Source organism: Coleofasciculus sp., assembly GCF_046565525.1.
GTDB lineage: Bacteria > Cyanobacteriota > Cyanobacteriia > Cyanobacteriales > Coleofasciculaceae > Coleofasciculus.
Map to the genome: position 1 here is coordinate 1 of NZ_JBKHUP010000037.1, position 23,623 is coordinate 23,623.

Sequence of the window (23,623 nt, forward strand, 5' to 3'; positions counted from 1 at the left end):
GCAGCCGAACCGCCATAAATCAGGTTATCGCCGCCTCCAGCATCAATTATATTTTCCCCTTCATTGGCATAAATCGTATCATTGCCATCTCCAGCCGTAATCCAATCAGCAGCCGAACCGCCGTAAATTTGATTATTGCCACCTCCAGCATCAATTATATTTTCCCCTTCATTGGCATAAATCGTGTCATTGCCATCTCCAGCCGTAATCCAATCAGCAGCCGAACCGCCATAAATCAGGTTATCGCCATCTCTCGCTATAATCCTATTGGTTCCTTCACCTCCATAAATGACATCATCACTGGATGTGCCTTCTAGCCAATCATCACCAACTGTGCCAAAAATGTAATTCATCGACTTGCTCCAAATATGATTGTTTGATATTGGGTTACCTCTTGGATATCTTGGCTAATAAGGCAACATCCCACTGACCTATTAATTCTTGCGGAAATTAAATCGCGTTAACCCTCTTTCTAAAAACAATATGAATAAGATATTTTTTAGACAGAGTAAAATTTAATTCAACTTTATTTTATAAACTTTTGTCTTGCTTTTTGTAAAGTTTTCATAAAGAAATTATCAGAACTTTATGAAGTTTTGGTCAAGACACCACCTAACTTATGGGCATCCCAATGCCAGCAATGTCTTGACGCCTAAATGCTGCTGTACTATCCAGTTCATCTTAAGTCGGGCTGGCTGAATCAGTGTGGTGGTGAGGGTAGGGAACGGGGAACAGTTAGATAGATAACGTATCCCAGAATACAAAGAATGAGTGAATACTCAACTTACGCATCAGCCCAATACTGTTTGGTTAAGGGAAATAGGGGGAGCTTGTAGAGAGGTTTGAACCTCCAGAAAACATTCAACTAGAGCTTATCTGAGCAGTATGGCGAATCAGCTAAGCTTCTATCTGCCAAAATCTCAAGGGATCATCCGATAGATGTATTCCTCTATACATAAACTATAAGGTTAGGTTAAGAGATTCTCGAAAATTCATAATCTTTTTTTCAGATAAAAAATTATAGATAGGGTGTATGCTTAGATATGGAGGTTAACCTGTTCTTAACCAGAGAAACTCCACACTACTGTTACGAGGGTCAATGCCAATGGTTGGTGTGGTTTCACCTCGCCCAGAGCGGGAGGTCGAAATTTTACATGTTGTTCCGGGTCGTCTAAGACTCCGAGTCTTAGGAGAGGAGCCGGGAACCGTATTGAGATCCGTTACACCCCACCTGCGAAAGCGGGACGGCGTGCGAGAGATACGAACCAATGAGCAAATCGGAAGTTTACTCATTACCTTTGATACGAATCAGTTATCTCTAGCTCAACTCTTTGAGATCCTGCGGGATTTAGGAATTGCCGAAATTAAACAGCCACCGAGTCAGGAACCCTTAGACTCAGAGGCTTGGAAAAAAGCGGGAACTCAGCTTCAATCGTTCATTCCCTTATTAATTGGACTATTGACCACAAGGCAACTGGGACTTCAAGGATGGCGGTCAATTGCAGTTTATCTACTGACAGCCAATGTCGTCCGTCAGATAATGCAGAACTTGAATTTGGCAGAAGGGAAGACAGAAGAAAAAGAGACAAAAGAAAAAGTAGAGGACACAAGGCAGAAGGCAGAAGGAAATAATGCCGATTTAGATGGGCATGATATTACCAATGCAACACCTTATGAACTCAATGACAAGCATCCAATAGTCGCACTCAATACCAATTCAACGGTTGTCTATAGCCTGGTTCACGCGGTTCCTGGACGGATGCGTTTTCGTGTCCCTAAAGTTGCCGAAGATCCAGCTTATCTGCGGCGATTGGAATTGTTAGTTAAAAAAGATGACTGGATTACCCAGATGCGCTGCAACAGCACCGTCGCATCTGTGGTGATGACATACAACCCAATCGAGGTTTCCGAAGCTGAAGCTGGGTTACATTTCATTAGTCTGATTCAAATCGCCGCTAATCCTGATTCCAGGGATGTAGAGACGTGCCATGGTACGCCTCCAGGCACGTCTGGGAACCCGGTGGTAGGGGCGGGTTTTACCGATAACATTCAGGAGACAAAAGATAACTTGACTAAACCCGCCCTTCCAGATGAACCAGAGGAAGGATCTGAGGAAATTGCAGCAGAGCCGGATTTGCCGCCACCGGAGACAAGTTTAGCTCCTCCTGTGCAGGTAGAGGAAGAGGATCACAGGAGCGAGGGATGTAGAGAGAGTTCTGTTGATCAGGATTTACTACCACCGAGCACTGATGATTCTGTTGCTGATAAGCCAGAACTAACGCCAGATTCTCAGCCCGCGATCGCAACTTCCGTGAGTCCTTGGTTGGAACTTAAGTCAGCCGCGCTTTTAACCCTGCTCAAATTGATGGCAAAAACGCCAATCGTAGGCGTTTGATCCGGGTTTTGAGCCAAAAAGGGTAGGTTTCACAAGACATATTGCTCAACCGAAAGTTTGAGTTGCAATTTTCATCCTAGGGAGAGTGTTAACTCCCTTTATTGCTCGCCAAAATAAATTGTATCGACAAAAAAAAGAGGGTGGTGATAATGAAGCAAGTGGTTTTGAAATCTGGCAATGTTTCCCAGAAACAGATAGCCCCTGTGGAACCTAAACCTCCAACTGTTGTAGAGCGGACGAAGCCAAAAACACGGCAGTTTCAGGTAACCTATCGAGTGGTTCACTCAACACCCGGACGAGTGCGGTTTCGGATTCCCCGCATTGCTCATGATTCTAACTATGCTCAACGGCTGCAAAGGCTTTTAGCCGCAGAACCCCAGGTAACGTCTGTGCGGTTAAAACCAGCCGCTGCATCGGTGGTGATTCGGTATCTTCCCGGTGAACCTGATAGCCAGATGCGCTCCCGTTTAGGGAAAGTGATTCAGCTTGCTACCAATGCGGCGCTAACGATTCCAGGAAATATTACATCGACTCAGCCAGAAAACTCTGCAAAACCCGGAGATTGGTCTAGATTAAAATTACCGACGTTAGCCACACTAATTTCTCTAGTTAGTGGTCCATTGGGGTTATCCTTCCATCCTTTAATTTTGGGTGGTACAATCGCACTAGCCACAATCCCAGTCGCTCGACGGGCGCTGGAAAGTATTACTCAGGAACGCCGCCTCAATGTGGATTTTCTTGATCTAGCCGCGATTACAATTATTACCGCTCAGCGTCACTTCCTCACCTCCTGTAGTATGTTAGGGCTAATTGAACTGGGTGAGGCAATTCGAGAACGTACAGCGCGTTCGTCTCACAATCAAACCTTAGACTTACTCAGTTCCTTGGCGCAGTTTGTTTGGGTGGAACGCAATGGCGAAAAACAACAAATTCCGATTGAACAGGTACAGCCAGAGGATACGGTAATTGTTTATCCGGGGAATCAGATTCCCGTCGATGGGCAGATTCTTCAAGGCAAAGCCCTGATTGATGAGCAAAGACTCACGGGTGAAGCTATGCCGGTGGTGCGAAGTGAGGGCGATAGCGTTTATGCGTCTACGTTGGTACGGGAAGGACAACTTTATATTTTAGCTGAACGCATCGGTGCGGATACTTTGGCAGGGCGGACATTAAAGTTACTACAAGATGCACCTGTTCATGATACTCGTGTAGAAAACTATGCGGCGAAAATTGCCGATCGCATGGTAGTACCCACATTATTATTAGGTGGGGTTATTTTTGCTCTGACTCGGAATGCAGCGAGGGCGGCGTCGATTTTAACCATTGATTTTGCTACGGGGATTCGGGTATCAGTACCCACAACGGTGATGGCGGCGATGTTAAGTGCAGCACGTCAGGGGATTCTATTGCGGAGTGGGCGGGCGTTAGAACAATTGGCGCGAGTTGACGCGATCGTTTTTGATAAGACGGGGACATTGACACAAGGCGATGTGGCAATAATTGGGATTACAACCGCTGATCCTGCTATTTCTGAATTGGAGGTGCTGCGACTTGCAGCAGCAGCAGAACAACGGATTACCCACCCCGTTGCGGAAGCGGTGATGCGTTACGCCAATTATCAGGAGGTGATTGTACCCCAGCGTGGTGAGTGGGATTACCAAGTCGGTTTAGGGATTCAGGCGCAAATTGAAGGACAGACGGTTTTAGTCGGGAGCGAACGCTTCTTGGTGAAAGAGGGAATTGACTTAGAGTCATTCTATACCGCCCATCCTGAGGTGAAGACAACTGGATATCCGACAATTTATGTGGCAAGTAATGGCAGATTGCTGGGTATATTGCAATATACCGATCCCTTGCGCCCAGAAAGTGCCGAAGTGATTGCCATGTTGCGAGATGAGATTGGGGCAGAAATTCATATACTAACCGGGGATAATTGTCAACGGGCGGCGGTGGTAGCGGCTCAATTGAATATTCCTCCCAGTCATACCCACGCTGAAGCCTTCCCCCAACGCAAAGCGGAAGTGGTACAACAGTTACATGAAGCTGGGAAAACAGTGGCGTTTGTTGGCGATGGACTGAATGATTCAGCGGCGTTAGCCTATGCTGATGTATCGGTATCCTTCCGGGATGGTTCAGATATTGCCCGTGAAACCGCTGATGTGGTGCTGATGCAGAATAATTTGCGGGGTTTAGTGGAAGCTATTGCGATCGCACGCAATGCTAAACAGATTATCCGCCAGAATACCAATATTGTCGCTGTACCTAATTTATCCGGTTTAGCGATCGCGGCTACGGTGGGATTAAACCCAATGACGGCAACATTAATTAACAATGGCTCTAGTGTCATTGCTGGGGTCAACGGATTACGCCCTGCACTCAAAGGAGATAAAGCCACGATTGATGTTGAAGTTACTAGGGACTAATTAGAGTTTTTCCGACTGTAGGGGCGGGTTTCACTATTATCTGATATTGTCACCCGGATGTGACTAAACCCGCCCCCATCTCCCCTGATTCCGTAGAAGGGCGGGTTTAGTTAAGTTAGAGACACGACAGAACGTTATCGGTAAAACCCGCCCCTACAACCAGATTCCCCTGCTCCCCCAGCTCCCCCAGCTCCTGATAACTGCTCACTGATAACTGATAACTGCTCACTGATAACTGATAACTGCTCACTGATAACTGATAACTGATAACTGATAACTGCTCACTGATAACTGATAACTGCTCACTGATAACTGATGACTCCCCAGCTCCCTCAACCTAAAAGTTTTCAATCTACGTTTGGAGGTGTTTTATGAGTTTATTCGATCTCGAAGATTTAGTCGAAGACATTGGTATTCCCGGTGTCCTCATCGGTATTGGTGCCGTGGTTCTTGCACCGATTTTTGGTCCGGCGTTGGCGAAAGCAGGCAAACCCGTTGCCAAAGCCGCGATTAAAGGTGGCATTGTGTTCTATGAAAAGAGCAAAATTGTCATGGCAGAAGCTGGCGAAGCTTTGGGCGATTTAGTGGCACAGAGTAAGGCAGAACTGGCGACAGAACAAAACGGGAATAGCATTGTTCAAGTGTCCAATCATCCGGAAACAAACTAACCTTGTATCCCTAGCATCATACGTTTCCCTGGAGCGGTTGCTAGAATAACAGTTCCGGAAAAGTTTTTTGAATTAAGGAGGTAGAGTATGGCTTTTAAAATAACTGATCTGTTTGAAGATCTGGGTGTTCCCGGTGTTGTGGCTGGTATTGGTGCCGTTGTTGCTGCGCCGTTGCTGATTCCGGCTGTTGCCAAGGTGGGTAAACCCGTTGCCAAGGCGATGGTCAAAGGTGGAATTGTCCTTTACGAAAAAAGTAAAGGGATGATGTCAGAAACGGGTGAGGTTTTTGAAGACATTGTGGCGGAAGCTAAGGCAGAATTGGCAGAACAAAAAAGCCAAGCTGAATTGGAACCCGCGCCGAATAGTGAAATCGGTTAATTTCTATTAACCCTGTAGAGACGTTGCATGCAACGTCTCTACAATTCGCGAGGCACAATTTATAATTGAGAATTAATTATGCTGATAACCAATAATTCCAAAATGCCAAAATTAAGGGAAACGACGCCAGAAATAGGTAGTTCACCTATTTATGTAGAACTTATCAGTCAAACCCCAGGGCGAGTGCGATTGCGGGTGGCTCCAGAGTATCGCCAATCTCAGGACATTGAACCGCTGATTAAGTTGTTGAATGAACGTCTAGAGATTTATCGGGTACGAGCTAATATCCACAGTGGCAGTATTACTATTTTTTACGCCCAAGATCACATTAATTTTGAGGGAGTTTGGGCGATTTTGCAGGATTTAGGGGTCACGTTTAGCCCGATTCCTGAACAACCGCGAAATTCAGCTAAGGGTCAATCTGATGCGGCGGCTAGCGTAACTTACGCTGTCACTCATCTCAACCGTCGCGTGAGACGGGCAACCGATGGGATAATTGATATAAGGTTTTTGATTCCGCTGGGACTTAGTGTTTTAGCGATAAGACAATTAATCGTTAAGGGATTGATGATAGAAGCGATTCCTTGGTATGTTTTAGCCTGGTATTCCTTTGATAGTTTTATTAAGCTGCATTATACCAGCGAACCACAGGAATAGTTGCTCTTTAGTTTGTAGTTTGTAGTAAGGGCTTTAGCCCTATGTAGCCATATAGTCGCTGGCATCAGTTAGGATACATCAGAATGTAGTAGAGACGTTCCGGTGGAACGTCTCTTTTTCTTACGAACGTGGTTGAAACGGTGCATTCAGGTTATCGTGTAAGGGAGAGTTTAATGCCTGATAAACGGTGAACAAAATTAAGCAGGTTTGGCAGCTTCTCAACACCGATATCCGGGAATTAGGGAAACCGGGAGAAATTGCCGAGGCTGGCGCAGAGGTTTCCAAAGCTGGGTTAGAATTAGCGATCGCGCTAGGTTTATTTGCAACGCCAGCCGCACCTGTGGCGGCGGTAGCGGCTGGGTTATCATTTGTGGGACTCACTCGCAAAGGGGTGAACCTGTATCGTGATAAGGGAAAGACAAGCTTAGAAGAGTGGGCTGCGATCGCGTTTCCTTTAGCCTATCTGGAAAGCTTCGATAAGTTGGTGCGTGAGAATGATTGGCTACAGCAAAAAATCGGTTCTGGGATATCGGATCAGGCGGCTAAGTCGCAACTTGAACAGCTTGGAGAACTTCAACTCGACCAAAAACTAATTGAAGATGCTTTAACTTATTTTCCTGAATCCCGGTTAGGACAGGCGTTAAATCAACAATTATCCGATTACTTAAAACAAGCGGGATTAAATCAGTACAGTATTCCCATTGTAACCGGATGGGTAGCCTGGGGAATCTATCCGATAATTGATCAGCTACTCTCCTACGAATCAGAGACGATCACCCAACCTCTACAATTAACCCGCACCGCCGCACGGGAAACCCAAGCTACCCAGAAATATGGCAGCATTGAATCCTATTTAACGGAACAAATATCTCCTCATACCAGTAATCCTTTGTTACAAACTCAGTGGAAGGTATTGGGTGAAACGTTCACGCTTCCGGATATCTATGTGCCACTGGAAGCCCATTTAGTCGATAAAAATGGCAAAGTTGATAAAAAAGCAGACCCAGTTAATTTAGAACAGTGGGCAAAAGAACAGCTTACGAAGCCGGATAAAAACGGTCAAGTCTTGTTCATTCAAGCTGGACCCGGACGAGGAAAAAGTGTCTTTTGTCGGATGTTTGCCAATTGGGTGCGAGAACATCTTCATCCCATCTGGACACCGATTCTGATTCGACTCTGGGATATTGACGCCTTTGAAAACAATATCGAAAATACCCTCCGCGCTGCGGTTAAGGCAGATTTTGTTAAGAGTGATGACGGCTGGTTAACTGACCGCAATACCCGATTTTTATTCGTGCTGGATGGGTTTGATGAATTGCGAATGGAGGGGAGAACCACAGGCGGGATTGAAAAGTTTCTCAAACAGGTGGGAAATTTTCAAAGCAATTGTCAGCAAACTTCACAACTGGGACATCGGTTTTTAGTCACGGGTAGAGAATTAGCATTACATGGAATTGAACGATTTCTACCTCGCAATTTAGAACGGGTAGAAATTGCCCTAATGAATGACAAACTCCAGCAGAAGTGGTTGGGGAAATGGTCAAATTTAGTGGGTGAGGATAAAGCTAACGCATTTGGGGAGTTTTTACAGGCTCAAAACTGCCCGGAACAGGTAAAGGAATTGGCGCGAGAACCGCTATTACTTTACCTTTTAGCTGCGATGCATCGGGATGGTGAAATATCCTTGGAACTGTTTGAGGGAACCAGCCGCGCTGATGCCAAAGTGTTGATTTATCAAAAAGCTTTAGATTGGGTACTGACTCAGCAGCGTTCTCAAGAACTGAATCTGGAACTTACTGAACAGGAAACAGAAGGCTTGCGGCGCATTCTCACAGAAGCGGGGTTATGCGTCACTCAATCGGGTGGAGAGTGGACTTCAATTGGTATGATTGAGGAACGTCTCAAGGGAGATGATCAAGCCAGAAAATTGTTAGAAAAGGCACGAGAACGCATTGGTGATAATCCGTTGAGAAATGCCCTAGCAGCGTTTTATTTACGACCCGCTTCTGCTTCTGAAGCCACAGAAGGAGCGGTGGAATTTGTCCATAAAAGTTTTGCTGAATTTTTATGCGCCCAGCGGTTAGTTGAAAGCTTGAAAGAGTGGGTTGAACCGCGCCGCAAACGTGGGGGTTTTCTAGTTAGCCAGGATCAGTTAGCTGAGGAAGTGTACGACTTACTGGGTTACGGGGGGCTGACATGGGAAATAGTCGAGTATGTGATGGCGTTGTTTAATGTCAGTAACGAAGAATTTGTACAATTATTCCAGCGTTTGGAAGAGTTTTACCTCGATTGGTGTAATGGGGAGTTTATTAATGCAGAACCCACGAGTAATCTGCCTCAGAAAACGATGCTGCAATTGCGAAAGCATGGTAGTTTGATGGGATTGCGAGAGGTGGATATCTATGCTGGGCTAAATATGATGATTCTGCTTTTAGAATTGAAGGATTATTCTGTGATCAGGGATGAACTGAAGGGTAAGATTAGCTTTAATCCTTGTGGTCAGCCAGATAGTGACAGTTTTGAGCCAACTCGATTGCTTCGCATTATTAGTTATAGCAATAGCGTTAAAGTTGACACCTTTTCAAATACAGTTAACCCATTTCTTAGCAACGTCAATCTCAGTGGCGCTTACCTGAGTGGAGCAAACCTCAGTAGCCTAAATCTTAGCCTTGCAAACCTCACCGACGCCTATCTGAGTGGGGCAAACCTCAGTGGCGCAAATCTCTGCCTTGCAAACCTCACCGATGCCTATCTGGGCGGGGCAAATCTCAGTGACATATACTTAAACAGTGCAAATCTAAATCGTATTTTCTGGGATGAATATACTCAATGGAAAAATGTGCGAGGATTAGAAACAGCAATCACTGTGCCAGAAGGGTTAAAGCAACAGCTATCGCTTTCCCCACCCAATCCACCACCAGACGCGCCCAATTCATGAGCCGCTCAAATGCTGAGCCATCCTAATGTTAAGACAACAGACAGGGAAGACGCGATCGCAGGCTGTGAAAGGGCGAGTTTTGCAACCCCGTTATCGGTTATGTTTTGATATGTTAGTCCCTAAACCCGCCCCTACAGATTAGGTTTACGATAGTGCGATTAATTTAGTCCGCGTAGGCGGACTTTGTTTGTGTAGCTGCGATTTCCAATCGCCAAGGCTTTGGGAGCTCGCGCCCGCCCCTACAGATTAGGTTTACGATAGTGCGATTAATTTAGTCCGCGCAGGCGGACTTTGTTTGTGTAGCTGCGATTTCCAATCGCCAGCTAAGATATAACCTGATTAAGTTGTTTAACCACCCACTTCCGCACGACTTGATGCACCTCGGCGGCTACTTCGTCTAAAAATCCCTCTTGCATGAGAAACTCTTTAGCCACCTCAGCCGGTTCGCGCTTCTTACCACTCACCTCATAATTCAATCGTTGCATCGTTTCATTCGTTAACTTTGGCGCTAACTTATTCAGCGCCTCTCGGATTCCGGGATACTTCTCCAGTGTTTCTTGACGCACCACTGGCGCAACTTGATAGGGAGGGAAAAAGTTTTGATCATCCTCTAATACAACTAAATTCAATGCACTAATTTCACCATCGGTACTAAACCCCACCACTACATCAGCTTGTCCTTCGGTTAAGGCTTGATATCTTAACCCCGGATCAGTCGGAATAAATTTTTTAAGTTGAAAATCCCCATACACTTGTTTTAACCCCGGTAATCCATCCTCACGTAACTCAAATTCCGGTGGACCAATCAACGTTAATTGACTTGCCTGATCAACCAGATCAGAAATTGTTTTAATATTATAGTCTTTAGCCGCCTCCGGCATCATCACCAAGGCTTGCGTATTATTCATCGGTGCAGGTTCTAGCCAAACCAGATTATATTTCTCTTGATAACTATCCGCCACCGTTTGATAAACCTGCTGCGAATCACTACTGACAGGACGCTTTAACACCGTTAATAAAGCCGTCCCCGTATACTCTGGATATAAATCAATTTGACCACTTTCCAAACCCGCTTGCGCCACGGGTGTTCCGCCCAAGTTTAACTTGCGTTCAACTTCAAACCCTTGATTTTCAAGTACCAGCGCATACATTTCCCCTAATATAAATTGCTCAGTAAAATCTTTCGATCCTACCTTAATCGCACTCCCACCCCCCTGACAAGCGATCGCGAATACCATCGTCAACAGGGCAAGTCCAATCAGAGTAACAGTTTGACGCACTCGGGGCATAAATCTACCAAGTCTCAACATTCTTGTATGGTATCAAGAAATGGAGATAACTTCCTCAACTTATTACCTACAACTATCTATTTCAACACATTGACACAATGGTAGAACAGATCAGTTCCCGACTAAGCGGCTACTGATCCAAAACTGAGAGTGACAATCTCTCCTGAGCATCTTGTTTATGTACAGTCCTGATGATAAATGAGAAATGAGAAAGAATTGAAAAAGCTATACTGAATTTATAGTCATGCTGAACGCGATCGCGAATACTATGATTTGTCCTAAAAATTGGATGGCAGCTTCTTTAATCTCCTGGATAAGCCTAGTCTGCTTAAGTATTTCACAGCCAGCTCAAGCCGAGTCTTCACTTGTCACAAATTTTAATAGAGAAACTAAAAATGAAGATTTGGTAAAGTGTGGCTATACCAAAGAAGAAATTACGTTAAAGATTCCGGATAAGGGAGTTTTGAATCAACTCGACATTACGCCAGGAAATCGGATGGAAAACTATGCTGCAACTCGTTGTCAAGGATATCGCCCGCCGATTCCGTTAATGGCGTTAATCCCTCAATCCACATTTGGCACAACTATCGCTGAATATCCCACCTTGTATTTTTATATTCCAGATGTAAGTGTAAAGAATGTTAAAGCCGAGTTTAGTTTCTATGATCAAACCTTAAAAACTATTATTTATGAAAAGGAAATTTCGCTACAAGCCAGTGATAGCATTATTGCCGTTGATCTAGCCAATGATCCAGATTTACCTCCCTTAGAGGTGGGCAAACCCTATTTCTGGTATTTCAGTATTATTTTTGATCAGTATGACCGCAGTGACAGCACCTATGTCGCCGGGTGGATACAACGAGTCACGCCAAATTCCCCCATTAATCAGGAATTAGACAGGGCTGCACCTAAGGCGAAGCCTGCTATATATGCCAATCATGGGATTTGGTATGAAACCCTCGAAAGTCTAGTCCAGTTGCGTTGTGCGGAGCCGGAAAATTCTACTGTAGCATCAAATTGGCAATACTTATTGCAGCAAGTTGGATTATCCGACATTGCTAGAAAACCTTTAGCGCAATGTCATTCAGCCTTAATAGCGGATCAGTTTTCGGAATCTACAGAGTAACCTGAGTATAGGGGATCACAGGGAATGAATCCAATGAAGCGCTAAGCTAATCTGGAATCATTCTTGCCAGATTTATTAAAATTAATACTATGGCTTGGGTATTTTCAGGACGATTAAAGGTTGAGCGGATAACGGTTGCGATCGCGAATTTGCCGCCGTCATTACAAGGAACTAAACTGGTACAGCTTAGTGATTTACATTATGATGGTTTTCGCCTGTCGGAAGCGATGCTGGCTGAGGCGATTGAGGTGAGTAATCAGGCTGAACCGGATTTAGTTGTGTTAACTGGAGACTACATCACCTATCAGCCAGAACCGATTCATCAACTGGTACGGCGATTAAAATACTTGGAAAGTCGTGCGGGAATCTATGCGGTACTAGGAAACCACGACATTTATCACCACCAAGCCAAAACCACAGTTACCGAGGCGCTAACCCAGATTGGCGTGCGCGTTTTATGGAATGAAATTGTCTATCCTTTAGGCAAAGGATTAGCCTTGGTAGGATTAGCGGATTTTTGGTCGCGTGAATTCAATCCCGCCCCGGTGATGAACCAAATCGATCCTCAAATACCCCGTATTGTCTTATCTCATAACCCGGACACGGCTGAACCCTTGCAGAAATGGCGCATCGATTTACAGTTATCAGGTCATACCCACGGAGGTCAAGTGGTGATTCCTGGATTTGGACCTGCGGCGTTATTGCTACCCATCCTGCGACTACTTATTCCTCGACCCCTGCACAAGTGGATTCCCTTTCTGAGAGAATGTTATCGAGTGGTCGATCATTGGGAATGGGGACAAGGAATCCATCAGGTTGGTGCAAATCGCCTGTATGTGAATCGTGGGTTAGGAACTTATGCACCCGGACGTCTATTTTGTCCGCCAGAAGTTACCATTATTACTTTAGAGAGGGAATAGGCAAGAGGGAACAGGGAAACCAGTATCAATAGAAACAGGTAACTAATATGTTGGGGTTCATCCGGTCAGATTTGGCTCAATTTACGGCTTACACTCCTAATCCAGGGGGAGATTCGGGTAAGCCAATCCTATCGTGCGATCGCGTGGATGCGAATGAAAGTCCTGATGATTTGCCCGTTGAGTTAAAAGAAAAGCTAGCATGGACGTATCAACACGAGATTGAGGCGAACCGCTATCCCGATGGTTCTCATCAAGCCCTAAAAGATGCGATCGCGCATTATGTGACTGAATCGGCTGATCTAGAAACACCCGTAACCTCTAGCCAAATCTCAGTGGGTAATGGTTCGGATGAACTGATTCGTTCTCTATTAATTACCACTTGTTTACGGGGAGAAGGTTCAATTCTCGTCGCCAATCCCACATTCTCCATGTACGGGATTCTGGCGCAAACCTTGGGTATTCCTGTGGTTACAGTTGGGCGTTGTTCGGATAACTTTGAGATTAACCTAGCCGAAGCCCAACGCGCGATCGCCCAATCAGAACATCCCCCTATCCGTGTAGTTTTCGTTGTTCACCCCAACTCCCCCACAGGCAATTCTCTCACACTGGCTGAACTCAAATGGTTGCGAAGTTTACCTGATCATATTTTGGTGGTGATTGATGAGGCATACTTTGAATTTAGCCAAACCTCTGTCGTTAAGGAATTAGCGCAGCATCCCAACTGGGCAATTATGCGAACCTTTTCCAAAGCCTTTCGCTTAGCCGCCCATCGGGTAGGATACTGCATCGCCCACCCAGAATTAATTGCCGCATTAGAAAAAATGCGCTTACCTTATAATTTACCCAGCTTTTCCCAAGCCGCCGCCCTTATCGCCCTGACTCACCGCGATCAACTCTTAGCCGCGATTCCCCAAATTATTGCCGAACGCGATAAATTATTAGCAGCATTATCAGAGTATCCCGCGTTACAGGTTTGGTCAAGTTCTGCCAATTTTATTTATATTCGCCCTCGCCAACTGGAACAAAATAGCTTAAGTCAGATAGTTCAACAGATGAAAGCCCAAGGTACAGTAATCCGGAATACAGGTGGCGGATTACGAATTACTGTGGGTTCTCAACAAGAGAATCAGCGTACCTTAAAGCGATTGCAAACAGTTCTGCTCCATTGACTTAGTTTTTTATTCTTTAGGCGATTGGATAAGTATTAATACTGCTCGAAAAGATTTGGGTATTAATACTTGATTGACATTCCTTTGAATAATGAACTATACTGACTCCATCAAGACAAAGGGAATACAGCTCAGCTAAATCATCTTACAAAATTTATATTCTGCACAATGATCAGCCAAGCTTTTTAATAATCTAAGAGTCTTGGGTTGACTCAAGATTATTAACTTGCTTTAAATCAGCCATATATGCCTGTGCAAAGTATCACTTGATGCAAATGATCGATGCAGCTAAGGCTATTCTCACCCATCCTATCCTGAGGTTGAAAAGCTTTGGGAGCTTGACTGCAAGTGTGATTTTTTCAGACTAACAGCAGAGTGAGAGTGAGGATACACAAATGATTGACAAAGTAGCCAACAGTTTTGGGGCTAAGATTAACCTACAGATTCCCCAGTCGAATCAAAACCAAACATTTTTGGTCAAATCGGCTTATCCCCAAGTCAATCTTCCCGCTCTCATCTCCTCCCAGGGAGGGCAAATTTTAATTGATGGCAGAGTATGGGTAATTGCCCAACTTATGTTCCATCAGGCTATGGAATTACGCAAGCTTCGTGAAATTGCTTTCGTTGGAGGTATCACCTTAGATCCTCAGCGTTTTACCGCCTTTTCACAGCCTTTAGAAAACTCGCAGGGTTCATCTTCTAACTAAGGTCAAACTAACATTCTAGTTTTAGAAGAGGAATAAATCATGCCCAGCGTTGGACAAGAACTTCTCGATGTGCCACTTCCCGAAATGGTAGCCAAGCTAGCAATGGGTATTGCCACCGCCCAAGCTGCCTTAGACGAGAATTCGGTTAACACGGCACAGTTACTGGCAGAAACAGAAGTTCCGGTTGTGCTCGGTGTTAGTCAGATTATTGCTGAGGATGGCACAGTCAGCTTTACCCAATCACCTCCTATCGATGTCTCACTTTTACAAATTGGTCTATTGCCGACATTTTACCAGTTTTCTGAAGCCACTATTGAGGTTTCAATGGACATTAAAACGACAACCAGTCGGCAGACTAATGTTAACGTATCCGCCAAGGCAAAAGTTGGCTTTGCCTTATGGAGTTCATCGGTAAGAGTTGATGTCTCTCATAACCGCAAATTTGGCAAGGAAGTGCAGGGGACAAGTCGCTTGTTTACTCGCCTCGCTCCCGTCCCCCCACCCGAACGGATTGCACCTATATTGACAGTGGTAGATAATCGTCCTGATGGAGGTGCATAATGGCATTCGATCTCACACCCAAAGATCCAAATGAGCCAATTCAGGAACTGGCGGGTGCGTCATTAGCGGAAGTCCTTACTCAACTTGCAGAAGCAATTGCCGAAGGACAGGCGAGGCTTGATCTATCATCCGCCCAAGTTGTTCAGGAGTTAGCACAAACTCAAGTTGATATTGTCCCCAGTATTCGGCAGATTATCCGAGAAGATGGGACGGTAGAATTTCAACAAGCTGAACCTGTCAGGGTGAGCTTACTCGATTTGGGCATATTGCCGACGTTCCTTGCCTTTTCTGAAGCAACAGCAGAGATAGCCATGGATCTGAAAGTGGTGGAGAATGTCACTCAATCTGGCAATACCAACAAACGCAAGTCTCTGTTTGCGGCGACTCAATCCCTAAGAACAGAACGACGTTTGAATCGGGACGTTAGCGTACACACAAAATTGACGGCTAAATTAGTGCCAGTACCCGTACCCGCTCGTTTACAACCGATAATCACCGTGGAAGATCAACGCGAGGGAGGGGGTGTCTGATGGCGAACGATAAGATGCGTATTGATGCCTTTCTTAGTGAGTTTGGCAAGTCGATGATCCAAGCTCAAGCTCAGATCAATGCTGAGGTACTGGAGCATCCTGTTGGTTTTGAAGGGTTACAAACAGGTATCGCCATCAGCGAGACGGAGATTGACTTAAAAATGGTCTTCGACGAAGACAGTTCTGGAGTTAATATTCGACCTGTGAGTGCGGGAGAGGCAAGACTAGCGGATCTTAATCCTGGTGTTCTATCTGGGTTACGCGCTCGCTTGGTGGCAGTCCCTAATGAGGAAATCCGTCCACCCGTGCGGAAACCGTCAGACATTCGCGAGCAGGTTCTTTCTCGTCCCGATATAACTCGCTTGCAGGACGTCTTTGGCGAACTGCAAGTCGAACCCACCTACGTCGGTGCGGCACGACGGTGGATTGTAGATGTGAAGGAACCCAGAGGTCAAACCCTTCGCAGTATCCAGATTTCCGATAGTGAATAGTCATTAGCTCAGTTGAGCAATGTACAAATCCCCAGAATGGGGGTACAATTATAAGCTTTGGTGTTTTGTTCCTACTTAGAGTTTGTACCCCCATTCTTCCATTGAACAGTATATTAACATAAATTGAGAGTAGTACAAAAGTATGGTTGAAGCACTAACGATCAAGGAGGCTCAACAGCAAATCGAAGGGTTAATCAAAGAGAATCGGCTATCCAGTGAAACCATCGAAGCTCTTGAGAAAGAGATTAATCTACTCAAACAGAAAACCCAAGAGGCGGTTCAAGCTCAGCAAAAAGCCGAGACAGAAATAAAGGTAGCTCAGGAACAAATACAGGAGCTACAGCCTCAAGTTGCTCAGTTAAAAGAACTTAATACTCAGCTTCAATCTCAAGTTCAACGTTTGTCTGCACAGGTAAAAGAAACTCCACTACAACCCCTGACTCCAGAGGAAGGTTCCGCTCTGCTTGACCGAACGTTCCAAGCCTTCCGTGGCATAAAAAATTTGAGAGTGGTAGACGCTGACATCACCCTCAAGCTAGCGACTGGCAAACTCGGAGATCAGTCTGTTTTAATGTTTCCACAACCGGGTTCTGTTGATTCTTCAACTCTCCATGAAATAAAATTTAAGCTCCGTAGTGACGATTCACTAAGTCAACCCTGAGCTTGATATATAGCAAAAGGCTCCAGGGCATAAGGTTTATTACTGGTAGGTTGTTGTTTGGGTCATTAAACCTGTCCTAACCTTATATGCCGACAGCTATAGCAGTAAACACATAGCTGAGGACAAACCAACTGTGATAGAGACGTTCCGGCGGAACGTCTCTACGAAATTCTTATCTCAAAGGACAGGCGATTTGCTCAGATTCTTTCTCAAGCTGGCGCACTAAGTCTTGATCTCCTTTTGCCCTCGCGACGTCTAAGCGATGTTCTAAAGACTGACAAATATTTTCCAGGTGAGTAATGCTGGTTTGCGGGAAGGCTTTTTGGCGCGAATTATTAAGAAACCAAGAACGAGTTCCGACCATCGTCATGGATGACTTGACCGGGGTAGACTTAACGACACTGGGTTTATCGGTCTGATATCCAACGCCTCGCCACTTCAAATCATGGGTGGGTAGGGGTTCGGGGATATGTCTAAGATAGTGAAGCTGCCACTTTTGACCCCGATAGGTTCCACCAATCTCACCTTCGCTTACCTCTAATGTGGATGGTGTGTCATTGTAATGAACACCCCGATAACAACGTTTCATTTGCCTTGTCTCCCTTAAGTCTTTTAAAAAAATGATTTCAATTGATTGAGTGATGTCTAGACTCTAAGCGTTTTAGCCGCGCCGATAGGTGACACCCCGATAGGTTAATTCCATTGACCCTTGGCGTCCCACTGACCCTGGGCGTCTCTGATGCAGCTTCGGCTTGTGAATTTTCCAACTGTGACCTCGGTATGTGCCACCAGTCTCACCTTCGCTTACGTCTACCATTGATGGCTCTGAATCGTAGTTAACACCTCGATAATGAAGTTTCATTAGGACTCCTCCGATTGATTTCCACCACTAGCGAATGTTGGCTTGGGGGAAATGGGTTTCCTGTTCTAACTTGGCTGAAACGGCATCTAACTTGGGATAGATCCCTGAGATTGAGATGGGTTTATCAAATTATTTCTGTATATATTATTACAGTTTTTGGTTTAAACTGTCAATTGTCAGGAAAGTATCACACAACGACGGCAGTTTCCTAGGAGTTCCAGCACTGATGACGGGGAAATGGGGAAGATTGTCCCCATCACCCATTGCCTCTTCCTCAATCACCAATGAGGGAGACGGGTAAATTATTATAAGTATTAATACGCGTAAAATACCGCCAGTCTCCACAAAACTGGCGGTGTCAATGCTCAGATAAATTTTCAGTTCAATGAGGACAGCAGTCAATGCTACATCCCAGAACCAACGCCTGCGTAGGCGCCATAGAAGAAAAGACCAACAACAACCAGAACACCTGTTCCAGCAATTGTGGCGACAACCCACAACGGAATTCTTCCACTTCCAGACACGGCTAATACCTCCTAGTTCAAGCTAACGAATGAATGAGTTGAGTTAATTGAAGAAATAACTGGAAAAGAGAATACCCAAGACAAAAACCAACAACAGACCCAGAAACAGAGAGGTCCGGTTTAGTTCAACTGGCTGGTTATTCGGATTGGGAGAACGCTCTGGCATGGATTTTATCTCCTATCGTTGAACAAATTGCATGGCAGCGATCGCGCCGAGGAAAAAGACGGTGGGAACCGCTAGCGTATGAACAGCTAACCATCTAACGGTAAAAATTGGATAGGAAATGGGTTGATTGGGAGTATTAGTCATGATTTTTTACAGAAATCTCCAAACGTTACGTTACTTTTTGGTAAATTGATCAATTTGCTTTTTCGCATCGTAGCGATCGCTCACAATCGGAATTTCCTGCTGTGGTTGCGTAAAATATTCGTTCGGACGGGGTGTGCCAAACACATCATAAGCTAGACCTGTGCTAACAAATAGCCAACCGGCAACAAACAGAGCCGGAATCGTGATGCTGTGAATGACCCAGTAACGAATGCTGGTAACAATATCGCCGAATGGACGCTCACCAGTAGTTCCTGACATGAATGATTCCTCCTTCCCAGTAACAGTTATAGATTCACTCGACCCTACTATTTTAAAGCATCGAGCGGGCTTTACAGCCATGATCAAGCCGAGATACAGCCAACTGATTATGAACGATCAAGCCGTTGTTTTGGCTGGGGGTTCATACTTGAGCAAAACACCCGCTTGACCAATAACAAATCCCTGTTCTGGCGTGATAAAGACAACTTTGTACAAGTTGGATGGTACATTTTCAACTTCGCGATCTTTGAGCCAGGTTTTGCCCCCGTCAAAACTACAAAGCAAATTCCCACTACCCCCCGCTAGCCACACTTCATCGGGAGTTCGGTAAGCTAAATCCAGTAATCCCCAACTGGTGGAAAATTCGGGATAAATTGGCTCTTCCCAAGCCTCTAAATCTTCGCTACCACTAAACTGTAGCATTCCTCCTCGTGCTAGTCCCCACAGACGCCCATCTTGAGTGAATCCCATATTTTGCAGACGCTTAGAACTGCTGCGTTCATGCTGTTCCCAGGCACTTTGACCGGGTTCCCAGGTTGAGTAAAAGTTCCCTCTAGCAGAAACCGCGACATATTTGCCATCGTTGGAACGGGCAATATTACGAAGTACACCCACCGCTTCTTCTACCTGGGCTTTCCAGGTTTTACCCCCATCTTGGGTTTGGTAAATTGCCCCAATTGTGGTTGTCATCTCCGCTGATTTGGGACCGACTGCCAAAATTGTGTTGGGGTCTCCGGGTAACTTTTCACTTAAGGGTATGCGTGACCAGGAAACACCACCATCAGTAGTATGCAGCATAATGGAGGGTTCACCCACAATCCAGCCTTCGTCACCTGCAAAGCTTACGGATGTGAAACGATATTTATTCTCATCCCCAACATCAAGGACTTTCTCCTGCCAGGTTTCGCCACCATCGGTGGTTTCCAGGAGTGTGGAATTGCTGCCAACGAGCCATCCATGACTGGGGTTATCGGTAAACCCGATATCCCGTAGCGTTTCCTGAGTGGGTAAGGAAACCACTTCCCAAGGGTTATAGCTCAAGGGTTCGGCATACTTACAACTAATACACAAGCAGGCGATCGCGAAGACTATTACAATTCGTTTCAAAGTTTTCATTAAATCGCTCATTGGCAACATGCTGTCTTTTGGCGTAACTGAGACATTGGTGTGTAAGGGATTGCCTCCTCGGTTCAGCGCAGTCCGTATAAACTTATAAAGAAGATAAAGCCTAGCATTAAGGCACCAAAAATCAAGATATTCTTTTGACCTGGGGTCAAAAGGTTCACCCCAAAGCCATAGGTGAGGTTCTCCTTAAACCCAGATGGGGTACCACTGGCACCAATATCCTGAAATTGGGGCTTTTTGGCGCCACAAACCGGACAGCGCCAGTCGCTGGGTAGCTCCTCAAAGGTTGTCCCGGCGACAATATTTTGGTTACTATCTCCCTTATTTGGCTCGTAAACGTAGCCGCAAGAGCGGCACTCGTAACTACTTGGCGCTTGTTCTGCCAAGGTTTGCTCGTTAGCTGGTTCGATCATCGCTGGCTTTCATAAAAATCCTTCGTTGTGGGAAACCCTGTGTCTTTAGACCAGGGAGGAACACGCGGTAGCGGTTTAAGAAGCATACCCCTTTCGGGGTGGAGGGGTATGGTTGCCCCTCCGGTTTTCACCCATTTCTGGGGTAAAGTTAGCCTCGCCAAGGTTATCGGTCGGTAACTGTCCAAAAAGCACTGTTTCAGTGACCTTAAAACTGTTTAACTTTTCGGTTCTAGAGCAGCAAACTGGCTATCGCATCCGCTGGTAGGTCTTTAACACTTGCCGATAACGTAGTGCGCTTAGCACTTAGGCTGGTAAACACAGCTTTAACTTATTTGGCTAAAGCTCCGTGTATGCGAGACCGGGGTTGCTTACTCAGGGGTCTATATGATTTCCTGAGAACGTATGTTAAAAAATTTATCATAATAACCGACATTCCGCATCAGGGAAGAGGGGAGATGGGGGAGCAGAGGGAGCAGAGGAATCTGGGGGAGCAGAGGGAGCAGAGGGAGCAGAGGGAGCTGGGGAAGCAGAGGGAGCTGGGGGAGCAGAGGGAGCAGAGGAAGCTGGGGGAGATGATTACCAATGAACCATCAACAATGAACCATGAACAATCAACAAAGGACGAATGAGAAATGACGAATCCCCTTTATCTAGATCGCGCAATTCGCCAACTTAATAAGATAACTGGAATTATGCCAACAACGACGATCGCTAATGCAGGCGCCGCCGCCTCCACTAACCGCTCATCCGATGCCAGATTGTAGACGCGCACGGCAAGGGTGTCAAAATTAAAGGGTCGAATAATTAAGGTAGCTGATAATTCCTTCATCACATCCACGAACAGCAGCATCCCCGCCGTCAGTAATCCACCCCACATCATCGGTGTATGGACTTTGACTAAGGTACTCGTTGGAGTGTAACCCAAGGAACGGGCAGCATCATCTAAACTGGGCTTAATTTTACTTAAACTGGCTTCCACACTATTGAAAGATACGGCAAGGAAGCGCACCAAATAGGCATAAACTAAAGCCGTAATCGTGCCACTGAATAGTAAGCCTGTGGATATGCCAACTATCGCCCGCATTCCCGCATCAATGGCATTATCCAGTCTGCCAAGGGGAATCAGAATCCCTACGGCAATCACTGAACCGGGTACAGCATAGCCCATCGCCGCAATCCGAGTCGCTAAGTGCATCACTAAGGTGGATTGCAACCGTAATCCATAAGCCATAATGACTGCGATCGCAACCCCTAAAACGGCGGTAACGACTGCCAGAATAAAACTATGACGGGCATAGACCCAAAACTCACCATCTAGCGTCGTCGTGGTATTTTTCAGCGTCATCTCCAGCAAGAGTCCAGCCGGAAGCAAAAACCCCAGACTCAATGGCACAAAACACGCCAACGCCGCACCAATTCCGCGTATACCTCCTAACCGATAACTGGGCAGTTGGCGATAACTGGTCGTGTTTTGATAATATCGTGCCTGACGCCGTGACCATCGCTCGACGCAAATTAATGCCAAAATAAATAACAGCAGAAATGCGGCTAATTGGGCGGCGGCGACTCGTTCCCCCAAACCAAACCACGTCCGATAAATACCTGTGGTGAATGTCTCCACACCAAAATACTTCACCGTGCCAAAATCATTCAGCGTTTCCATTAAAGCTAACGCCACACCCGCTGCGATCGCGGGACGGGCTAAGGGCAATGCTACAGTAAAAAAACTGCGCCACGGACCACACCCCAGACTGCGGCTGGCTTCTAATGTACAAACCGATTGCTCTAAAAACGCCACCCGTGCCAATAAATAGACATAAGGATACAACACTAGCGTCAGCATGAGAATTGCCCCACCCAGGGAACGAATATTGGGAAACCAGTAGTCGCCATAACTCCAGCCAAACCCATCCCGTAACGCGGTTTGAATCGGTCCTGAGAAGTCCAAAAAGTCGGTGTAGGTATAGGCTAAGACATAAGCAGGTGCAGCCAGGGGTAATAATAGCGCCCATTCAAACAGGCGAGATCCGGGGAAACGGCACATTGTCACCAACCACGCTGTTCCCACACCAATTAAACCAACGCCACACCCTACGCCAATCATCAGCCAGAACGAATTAGCCATGTAGCGCCATAAAACCGTTTGCGCCAGATGCTGCCAAATCTCGCCCGCATCTGTAAAAATATTGCTCAATATAAATAAGACAGGGGTAGCCACCAAAAGCGCGATCGCAAAAACCATCAGCGCCCAGAGATTGACGCGCCTACGTCGTTTTTTTCCTTGAACGAGATCCGGTTTGGGCACAGTAGAGGTAGATTGAGTGGATTGGTTCATCTTAAATACGGCACAAGCGAGAGAGCGATTGCCAACGTGCTAAATTATGCTGAGACTACTTTACAAGAACATTCACCAACCTTGCCCTAAAAGGAACAAGGATTGACCAAGCCAGTTTGGACAACGTTTTTGAGTTTAATGACAAATGACAAATGACAAATGACGAATCAACCCATGAGCCGAAAAATTATCCGCACAACCAACGCCCCTGCACCCGTCGGTCCTTATAATCAAGCGATCGCGGCGAGAGGAGAACTGATTTTTGTCGCCGGTCAAATTCCCCTTGACCCCAAAACCGGTGAAATTATTGGAGCAAACGATATTGCCAAGCAGACGGAACAGGCGATGGCAAATTTAGCCGCGATTCTGGAAGCGGCTGGTGTTCAGATGCAAGATATCGCCAAAACCACAGTATTTCTTTCTGATATGAATAATTTTGCGGCAATGAATCAAGTTTATGCTCGCTATTTTGACGAAGCATCCGCCCCCGCCCGCGCTTGTGTCGAAGTTTCCCGACTTCCCAAAGACGTTTTAGTTGAAATTGAATGTATTGCCGTTGCGCCTTAGATATTGCCAAAATGAGGCATTCCATAACCTTCCCGGAATAGTATCAGTAATTAAAAGTAAACACCGTAGGGGCGAACCGCCGCACAGAATTAATACCACCCAGCCCTTAATTTTATCGGGTCGTTCTGCATCAGGTATCGGGAATTATCTAACACCGCATTTAGACAGGGGCGAGTCGATATAGGTTAATTCTCACACCGAACATTTGTGCAGCGACTCGCCCCTACAACCGTGATAATCCTAATAATCCCAATAATCCCAACAGTCACCACCTTTGCCCGAAACCGTTGGTGAA

At 45.8% G+C, this 23,623-nt stretch carries 27 protein-coding genes; 16 read left to right on the forward strand and 11 right to left on the reverse strand.

Annotated features, from left to right (window positions below; translation table 11 throughout):
* On the reverse strand, nucleotides 1-353 hold a 353-nt coding region (locus tag ACLGGO_RS14875; RefSeq protein WP_446419883.1), incomplete at its 3' end, for a calcium-binding protein.
* A gap of 746 nt (nucleotides 354-1,099) precedes the next feature.
* On the opposite strand from ACLGGO_RS14875, the gene ACLGGO_RS14880 reads away from it, so the two are divergent.
* The 6 genes from ACLGGO_RS14880 to ACLGGO_RS14905 all read left to right on the forward strand — a co-directional run bounded on the left by ACLGGO_RS14880 (nucleotide 1,100) and on the right by ACLGGO_RS14905 (nucleotide 9,459).
* Entirely contained in the window at nucleotides 1,100-2,395 is a 1,296-nt protein-coding gene (locus tag ACLGGO_RS14880; protein WP_446419884.1) for a hypothetical protein, read from the forward strand.
* 149 nt (nucleotides 2,396-2,544) lie between these two features.
* Complete coding sequence (locus tag ACLGGO_RS14885; protein WP_446419885.1) at nucleotides 2,545-4,818, forward strand: heavy metal translocating P-type ATPase; 2,274 nt, start codon at nucleotides 2,545-2,547, stop codon at nucleotides 4,816-4,818.
* Nucleotides 4,819-5,189: 371 nt separating this feature from the next.
* Nucleotides 5,190-5,486 (forward strand): DUF5132 domain-containing protein, encoded by a 297-nt coding sequence (locus ACLGGO_RS14890; RefSeq protein WP_446335006.1) that lies wholly within the window; start codon nucleotides 5,190-5,192, stop codon nucleotides 5,484-5,486.
* An 87-nt stretch (nucleotides 5,487-5,573) separates the two neighbouring features.
* Complete coding sequence (locus ACLGGO_RS14895) at nucleotides 5,574-5,864, forward strand: DUF5132 domain-containing protein (protein WP_446335005.1); 291 nt, start codon at nucleotides 5,574-5,576, stop codon at nucleotides 5,862-5,864.
* 78 nt (nucleotides 5,865-5,942) lie between these two features.
* Nucleotides 5,943-6,521 (forward strand): HMA2 domain-containing protein, encoded by a 579-nt coding sequence (locus ACLGGO_RS14900; protein ID WP_446419886.1) that lies wholly within the window; start codon nucleotides 5,943-5,945, stop codon nucleotides 6,519-6,521.
* Nucleotides 6,522-6,708: 187 nt separating this feature from the next.
* Complete coding sequence (locus ACLGGO_RS14905) at nucleotides 6,709-9,459, forward strand: NACHT domain-containing protein (RefSeq protein WP_446419887.1); 2,751 nt, start codon at nucleotides 6,709-6,711, stop codon at nucleotides 9,457-9,459.
* 323 nt (nucleotides 9,460-9,782) lie between these two features.
* On the opposite strand, the gene ACLGGO_RS14910 is transcribed toward ACLGGO_RS14905, so the two are convergent.
* Nucleotides 9,783-10,748 carry a glycine betaine ABC transporter substrate-binding protein gene (locus tag ACLGGO_RS14910; RefSeq protein WP_446335002.1) on the reverse strand — a complete coding sequence of 322 codons (966 nt, stop codon included), beginning with the start codon at nucleotides 10,746-10,748 and terminating at the stop codon, nucleotides 9,783-9,785.
* 244 nt (nucleotides 10,749-10,992) lie between these two features.
* On the opposite strand from ACLGGO_RS14910, the gene ACLGGO_RS14915 reads away from it, so the two are divergent.
* The 8 genes from ACLGGO_RS14915 (at nucleotide 10,993) to ACLGGO_RS14950 (ending at nucleotide 16,913) form a co-directional block, all read left to right on the forward strand.
* Nucleotides 10,993-11,874 (forward strand): DUF928 domain-containing protein, encoded by an 882-nt coding sequence (locus ACLGGO_RS14915; protein WP_446419888.1) that lies wholly within the window; start codon nucleotides 10,993-10,995, stop codon nucleotides 11,872-11,874.
* 89 nt (nucleotides 11,875-11,963) lie between these two features.
* Nucleotides 11,964-12,794: a metallophosphoesterase gene (locus ACLGGO_RS14920; protein WP_446419889.1), complete on the forward strand. Its 831-nt coding sequence runs from the start codon at nucleotides 11,964-11,966 to the stop codon at nucleotides 12,792-12,794.
* Between the two features lie 47 nt (nucleotides 12,795-12,841).
* Entirely contained in the window at nucleotides 12,842-13,963 is a 1,122-nt protein-coding gene (locus ACLGGO_RS14925) for a histidinol-phosphate transaminase (protein ID WP_446419890.1), read from the forward strand.
* A 395-nt stretch (nucleotides 13,964-14,358) separates the two neighbouring features.
* Nucleotides 14,359-14,670, forward strand: coding sequence for a hypothetical protein (locus ACLGGO_RS14930; protein WP_446334998.1), 312 nt, complete (start codon nucleotides 14,359-14,361; stop codon nucleotides 14,668-14,670).
* A gap of 39 nt (nucleotides 14,671-14,709) precedes the next feature.
* Entirely contained in the window at nucleotides 14,710-15,231 is a 522-nt protein-coding gene (locus tag ACLGGO_RS14935) for a hypothetical protein (RefSeq protein WP_446419891.1), read from the forward strand.
* Nucleotides 15,231-15,761, forward strand: a complete 531-nt coding sequence (locus ACLGGO_RS14940; protein ID WP_446334996.1) for a hypothetical protein — start codon at nucleotides 15,231-15,233, stop codon at nucleotides 15,759-15,761. Before ACLGGO_RS14935 ends, ACLGGO_RS14940 begins: the two co-directional genes overlap by 1 nt.
* Entirely contained in the window at nucleotides 15,761-16,252 is a 492-nt protein-coding gene (locus ACLGGO_RS14945; protein WP_446334995.1) for a hypothetical protein, read from the forward strand. Before ACLGGO_RS14940 ends, ACLGGO_RS14945 begins: the two co-directional genes overlap by 1 nt.
* Nucleotides 16,253-16,394: 142 nt before the next feature.
* The gene (locus tag ACLGGO_RS14950; RefSeq protein ID WP_446334994.1) at nucleotides 16,395-16,913 is read left to right on the forward strand and encodes a hypothetical protein; all 519 of its coding nucleotides are present in this window, start codon (nucleotides 16,395-16,397) and stop codon (nucleotides 16,911-16,913) included.
* Between the two features lie 172 nt (nucleotides 16,914-17,085).
* Here the strand turns inward: ACLGGO_RS14950 and pirA are convergent, their stop codons facing one another.
* The 8 genes from pirA to ACLGGO_RS14990 all read right to left on the reverse strand — a co-directional run bounded on the left by pirA (nucleotide 17,086) and on the right by ACLGGO_RS14990 (nucleotide 20,426).
* On the reverse strand, nucleotides 17,086-17,502 hold the full coding sequence (pirA, locus tag ACLGGO_RS14955; protein WP_446334993.1) for an arginine synthesis PII-interacting regulator PirA: 417 nt from the start codon (nucleotides 17,500-17,502) through the stop codon (nucleotides 17,086-17,088).
* 72 nt (nucleotides 17,503-17,574) lie between these two features.
* Entirely contained in the window at nucleotides 17,575-17,775 is a 201-nt protein-coding gene (locus tag ACLGGO_RS14960) for a DUF4278 domain-containing protein (RefSeq protein ID WP_446334992.1), read from the reverse strand.
* A 404-nt stretch (nucleotides 17,776-18,179) separates the two neighbouring features.
* Entirely contained in the window at nucleotides 18,180-18,299 is a 120-nt protein-coding gene (locus ACLGGO_RS14965; RefSeq protein ID WP_446419892.1) for a photosystem II reaction center protein J, read from the reverse strand.
* Nucleotides 18,300-18,342: 43 nt separating this feature from the next.
* Nucleotides 18,343-18,465 (reverse strand): photosystem II reaction center protein L, encoded by a 123-nt coding sequence (locus ACLGGO_RS14970; RefSeq protein ID WP_006106150.1) that lies wholly within the window; start codon nucleotides 18,463-18,465, stop codon nucleotides 18,343-18,345.
* A 12-nt stretch (nucleotides 18,466-18,477) separates the two neighbouring features.
* The gene (gene psbF, locus ACLGGO_RS14975) at nucleotides 18,478-18,609 is read right to left on the reverse strand and encodes a cytochrome b559 subunit beta (RefSeq protein ID WP_446334989.1); all 132 of its coding nucleotides are present in this window, start codon (nucleotides 18,607-18,609) and stop codon (nucleotides 18,478-18,480) included.
* Between the two features lie 30 nt (nucleotides 18,610-18,639).
* Entirely contained in the window at nucleotides 18,640-18,888 is a 249-nt protein-coding gene (gene psbE / locus ACLGGO_RS14980; RefSeq protein ID WP_446334988.1) for a cytochrome b559 subunit alpha, read from the reverse strand.
* Between the two features lie 117 nt (nucleotides 18,889-19,005).
* Nucleotides 19,006-20,016: a photosynthesis system II assembly factor Ycf48 gene (locus ACLGGO_RS14985; RefSeq protein WP_446334987.1), complete on the reverse strand. Its 1,011-nt coding sequence runs from the start codon at nucleotides 20,014-20,016 to the stop codon at nucleotides 19,006-19,008.
* Between the two features lie 62 nt (nucleotides 20,017-20,078).
* A complete protein-coding gene (locus tag ACLGGO_RS14990; RefSeq protein WP_446334986.1) occupies nucleotides 20,079-20,426 on the reverse strand; it encodes a rubredoxin in 348 nt (115 codons plus the stop codon).
* Nucleotides 20,427-20,776: 350 nt separating this feature from the next.
* Between ACLGGO_RS14990 and ACLGGO_RS14995 the strand changes: the two genes are divergently transcribed.
* Nucleotides 20,777-21,055, forward strand: a complete 279-nt coding sequence (locus ACLGGO_RS14995) for a hypothetical protein (RefSeq protein WP_446419893.1) — start codon at nucleotides 20,777-20,779, stop codon at nucleotides 21,053-21,055.
* 17 nt (nucleotides 21,056-21,072) lie between these two features.
* On the opposite strand, the gene ACLGGO_RS15000 is transcribed toward ACLGGO_RS14995, so the two are convergent.
* Nucleotides 21,073-22,761, reverse strand: a complete 1,689-nt coding sequence (locus ACLGGO_RS15000; RefSeq protein ID WP_446419894.1) for an ABC transporter permease — start codon at nucleotides 22,759-22,761, stop codon at nucleotides 21,073-21,075.
* Between the two features lie 174 nt (nucleotides 22,762-22,935).
* Between ACLGGO_RS15000 and ACLGGO_RS15005 the strand changes: the two genes are divergently transcribed.
* On the forward strand, nucleotides 22,936-23,328 hold the full coding sequence (locus ACLGGO_RS15005) for a RidA family protein (protein WP_446335138.1): 393 nt from the start codon (nucleotides 22,936-22,938) through the stop codon (nucleotides 23,326-23,328).
* Nucleotides 23,329-23,623: the final 295 nt, after the last annotated feature.